The organism is Coprobacter fastidiosus, from assembly GCF_982245605.1.
In genome coordinates, this window is sequence record NZ_CEVCIF010000075.1 from 1 (window position 1) to 4,171 (window position 4,171).

Annotated in this window: 3 protein-coding genes; all 3 read left to right on the forward strand. The window is 37.6% G+C overall.

Translation table 11 applies throughout. The features are described from left to right. Positions 1 to 381 precede the first annotated feature (381 nt). The 3 genes from AC0UMU_RS13120 to AC0UMU_RS13130 all read left to right on the forward strand — a co-directional run bounded on the left by AC0UMU_RS13120 (position 382) and on the right by AC0UMU_RS13130 (position 4,164). Positions 382 to 768: an START-like domain-containing protein gene (locus AC0UMU_RS13120; RefSeq protein ID WP_009319680.1), complete on the forward strand. Its 387-nt coding sequence runs from the start codon at positions 382 to 384 to the stop codon at positions 766 to 768. Between the two features lie 196 nt (positions 769 to 964). Then, the gene (locus AC0UMU_RS13125) at positions 965 to 2,875 is read left to right on the forward strand and encodes an LptF/LptG family permease (RefSeq protein WP_288641151.1); all 1,911 of its coding nucleotides are present in this window, start codon (positions 965 to 967) and stop codon (positions 2,873 to 2,875) included. Between the two features lie 71 nt (positions 2,876 to 2,946). Beyond that, positions 2,947 to 4,164 (forward strand): bifunctional 3,4-dihydroxy-2-butanone-4-phosphate synthase/GTP cyclohydrolase II, encoded by a 1,218-nt coding sequence (locus AC0UMU_RS13130; RefSeq protein WP_288641153.1) that lies wholly within the window; start codon positions 2,947 to 2,949, stop codon positions 4,162 to 4,164. Positions 4,165 to 4,171: the final 7 nt, after the last annotated feature.

Genomic DNA, 4,171 nt, shown 5'->3' on the forward strand with positions numbered 1-4,171 from the left:
AATATGCACAACTTTTTAAACATAAATCTTTTATAATTTAATTCCGCCAATAGGTTAATCTATTCTTTTTCTCAACAATTTCAAGAAACAGACATAATACTTCCCATATGAAAACAATAATCTCCGGCAACTATAACACACACCTAAGCTGATATCACGATGGGAATCGGGATATTTAAACATAGACTTTTAATTTTTTACTTTAAGCCGGAGATTATTTAATACCAATCAAATCTTATTACATAATGCACTTTTTAAAGTATAATAATTAGATAGAAAAGATCGGCATTTTCAAAAAAACAGAATAAAAAAAACAGAAATTCATGTCAGATAAAAATTTATTTATATATTAGCACCAAAACACTCATAAATCTAATGCACATGAATAAGGAAAAGTACATCATCGAGTACAGTCTGAACAATGTATCCCCTTCTGTCCTATGGACATATGTAGGTACTGTCAACGGACTAGCAGATTGGTTTGCAGATACCGTTACTGCAGACGGAAAAGAATATACGTTCTTTTGGAATAAAATGCCTCAAACCGCTCATCAGATCGGATATCGTTCCGGAGTATTTATTCGATTTCGTTGGGATGAAGAAGATGTCGATACGAAATCATATTTTGAATTCCGCATCAATGTAATAGAATTGACAGGAGATGTTATTCTCGAAATTACCGATTATGCCTATCCTGATGAAAAACGGGATAGTATCGATTTGTGGAACAGACAAATATCTTCTCTCAGACAACGGCTGGGAGCATAAAAAGATTTAATTATACAGAATATCTGTGTCACGTGCTCTCCAGATATTCTGTATAATACGTAGCTTAATTAAAAGTATCTTTCTGCATTTTATTCATAAGTGCTTTTTCAAAGTATTTACAATAAATGGTTTTTATGAATGCTTAATATCCTAAATTCGTTTTTTTGCACTACTTTTGCGACACAAAGTTAAAAGTATGTTTCGTATCAAAAGATTATATCTCTTTATCTTACAAACATTCTTGCCCTTGTTTCTAATGACATTCTTCATTTGCTTGTTTATTATTCTTATGCAATTTTTATGGAGATATGTCGATGAACTGGTCGGGAAAGGAATAGAGATGCCTGTACTTGCCGAGTTATTCTTTTATGCAGCAGTGTCTATGGTACCGATGTCACTCCCGTTAGCATTACTGCTGGCATCTTTAATGACTTTCGGAAATTTAGGTGAACGACTCGAATTGTTGGCAATAAAAGCTGCCGGAGTATCGCTTCTACATGTCATGCGTCCTTTAGTCATAGTAGTTGCCTTGATAGCTATTGGAGCTTTCTTTTTTCAAAATGACATACTTCCGAAAGCTCAGGTAAAAATGTACACTCTACTCTACTCGATACGGCAAAAGTCTCCTGAGTTGGACATTCCTGAAGGTGTTTTTTACGATCAGATCAACGGCTATAACCTTTATGTCAAAGAAAAAGACAGAAAAACCGGGATGATGAGAGATATGATGATTTATGATTTATCAGGTGGTTTCGATAACGCAATGGTCATTCTGGCCGATTCAGGAAAACTCAAATTGACCGAAGATAAACAATACTTATTCCTTACCCTATACAGCGGCGAATCTTTTGAAAATCTGAAAAGTCAAAGAACAGCTGTAAATAGCGTTCCTTATCGGCGTGAAACTTTTTCGACAAAAGAAATCCTAATACCATTTGATGCCGGATTTAACCGTATGGATGACGGAGTAATGCAAAATCAATACATCGGTAAAGACATGCACGAATTGCGAACTTCTATCGACTCCATGACTTTAAGAACAGACAGTATCGGCAACAGTTTTGGAAAAGAGCTCATAAACTCCGGATATTTTACATTGTATAACAATGAACGACGAGATAGCACCTACAAAGGACGATCAGCACCCCCAACTATTAATATAGACAGTATATACGCATCGGCATCTCTACAACAAAGAGAATCAATGCTGAACCGAGCTGTTTCAAGAGCCGAAACCGTACGCCAAGACTACGAATACAAAAGTATACTTTCTGATGGAGACCAACGAATCATACGTCGTCACGAAATGGAAATGCACAAAAAATTCACTCTTTCTTTTGCATGCCTGATTTTTTTCTTTATCGGAGCTCCTTTAGGTGCAATCATCCGGAAAGGCGGGTTGGGAACTCCGGTTGTTGTATCGGTATTATTATTTATATTTTACTACATCATAGACAACTCCGGATATAAAATGGCGAGAGATGGCCGTTGGGAAGTATGGGAGGGCATGTGGCTAAGTTCTGCAGTATTACTACCATTAGGCATTTTCCTCACCTATAAAGCCGTCAACGATGCAGATGTTTTCAATAAAGACCTTTATATAAACTTCATTTATAAACTGATCGGTAAAAAAGAAACCCGCCATATTACTATGAAAGAAGTAATAATAAATGAAGTCGATATAAATGAAGCAGAAAAACGAATAGAACAAATAGGCATTCTCTGTGACCGAATGCAAAAAAATACTGGTAAGAAACGACAATCTTACTATCAGTACTGGACGCAAGGTTACGACAAGCATTTACTCCGTTCTCTAAAAACAGAAGTTGACAATTGGGTAGAATATGCTCAAAATACTCGATCTCAAATATTAATAAGTAAACTGATAAATTATCCGGTTCTTCGCATGCTGCTACTATACCAGCCATGTCGAATACGATGGATAGGAATTGTCATGACTGTTTTATTTCCTATATCCATACCTATATATCTGGTCGGTTGCTGGGAACAACACCGATTAAGGCAAGAATTACAAACTATACAAAAAACAAATCAAGAAGTTCTTGCTATTATCCGAGAAACAGAGCAAAAATCCGAAATTCAATAATTTAAGAATTTCCTTTTTTCGAATTTACCCATTCCGGTGTCTGTTCATCCGGAATATTAAATACAAAGATTATGAATGAAATAAAACTAAACACGATAGAAGAAGCGATAGAAGATTTTCGGGAGGGAAAATTTATTATCGTTGTCGATGATGAAGACCGGGAAAATGAAGGAGATTTCATCATTGCAGCAGAAAAAATAACTCCGGAAAAAGTTAATTTCATGCTCACACATGGACGTGGGGTATTATGTGCCCCGATAACAGAAGAGCGGTGTGAAGAGTTAGATCTGAACATGCAGGTTGCAAACAATACATCGATACACGAAACCCCTTTTACCATAACGGTCGATAAATTAGGAGGCGGATGCACAACAGGCGTTTCGATGTTCGACCGAGCTGAAACAATCCGGGCATTAGCCGATCCGAAAACAAAACCGTCAGATTTAGGACGTCCGGGACATGTAAACCCTCTTCGTGCCCGCTCCAGAGGAGTATTGCGCAGATCCGGACATACCGAGGCTGCCGTAGACTTAGCTCGTTTGGCAGGTTTGTATCCGGCAGGGGCATTGATAGAGATCATTAATGAAGACGGGACAATGGCTCGTCTCCCTCAATTAATGGAAGTCTCCCGAAAATTCGGCATCAAGATCATCTGTATCAAAGACCTCATCGCCTATCGTTTAAAAGAAGAATCGATTGTCGAAAAAGGCGTAGAAGTAAATATGCCTACGGCATACGGACATTTCAGATTAATCCCGTTCAGACAAGTTTCCAACGGACTCGAACACATCGCCCTTATAAAAGGAGAATGGGAACCGGACGAGCCAATATTGGTACGAGTCCATTCGTCCTGCATGACGGGAGATATATTCGGTTCGAAACGGTGCGAATGTGGAGAACAATTGCACAAAGCGATGGAAATGATCGAAAAAGAAGGAAAAGGCGTCATCGTATATATGAATCAAGAAGGCAGAGGTATAGGCCTTATGAATAAAATGAAAGCTTATAAACTACAAGAAGAAGGTTTAGATACGGTAGATGCTAATCTTCATCTCGGATTCAAAGCTGATGAACGAGATTATGGCGTAGGAGCTAATATACTCCGCGAATTAGGAGTCCGTAAAATGAGATTAATGACCAACAATCCTGTAAAACGCATCGGATTAAAAGGTTATGGACTGGAAATCGTGGAGAATGTACCGATCGAAGTAGAACCGAACCCATATAACATGTTCTATATGAAGACAAAAAAAGAACGTATGGGACACGATCTGCATAAAATAAAATAAAATAAAA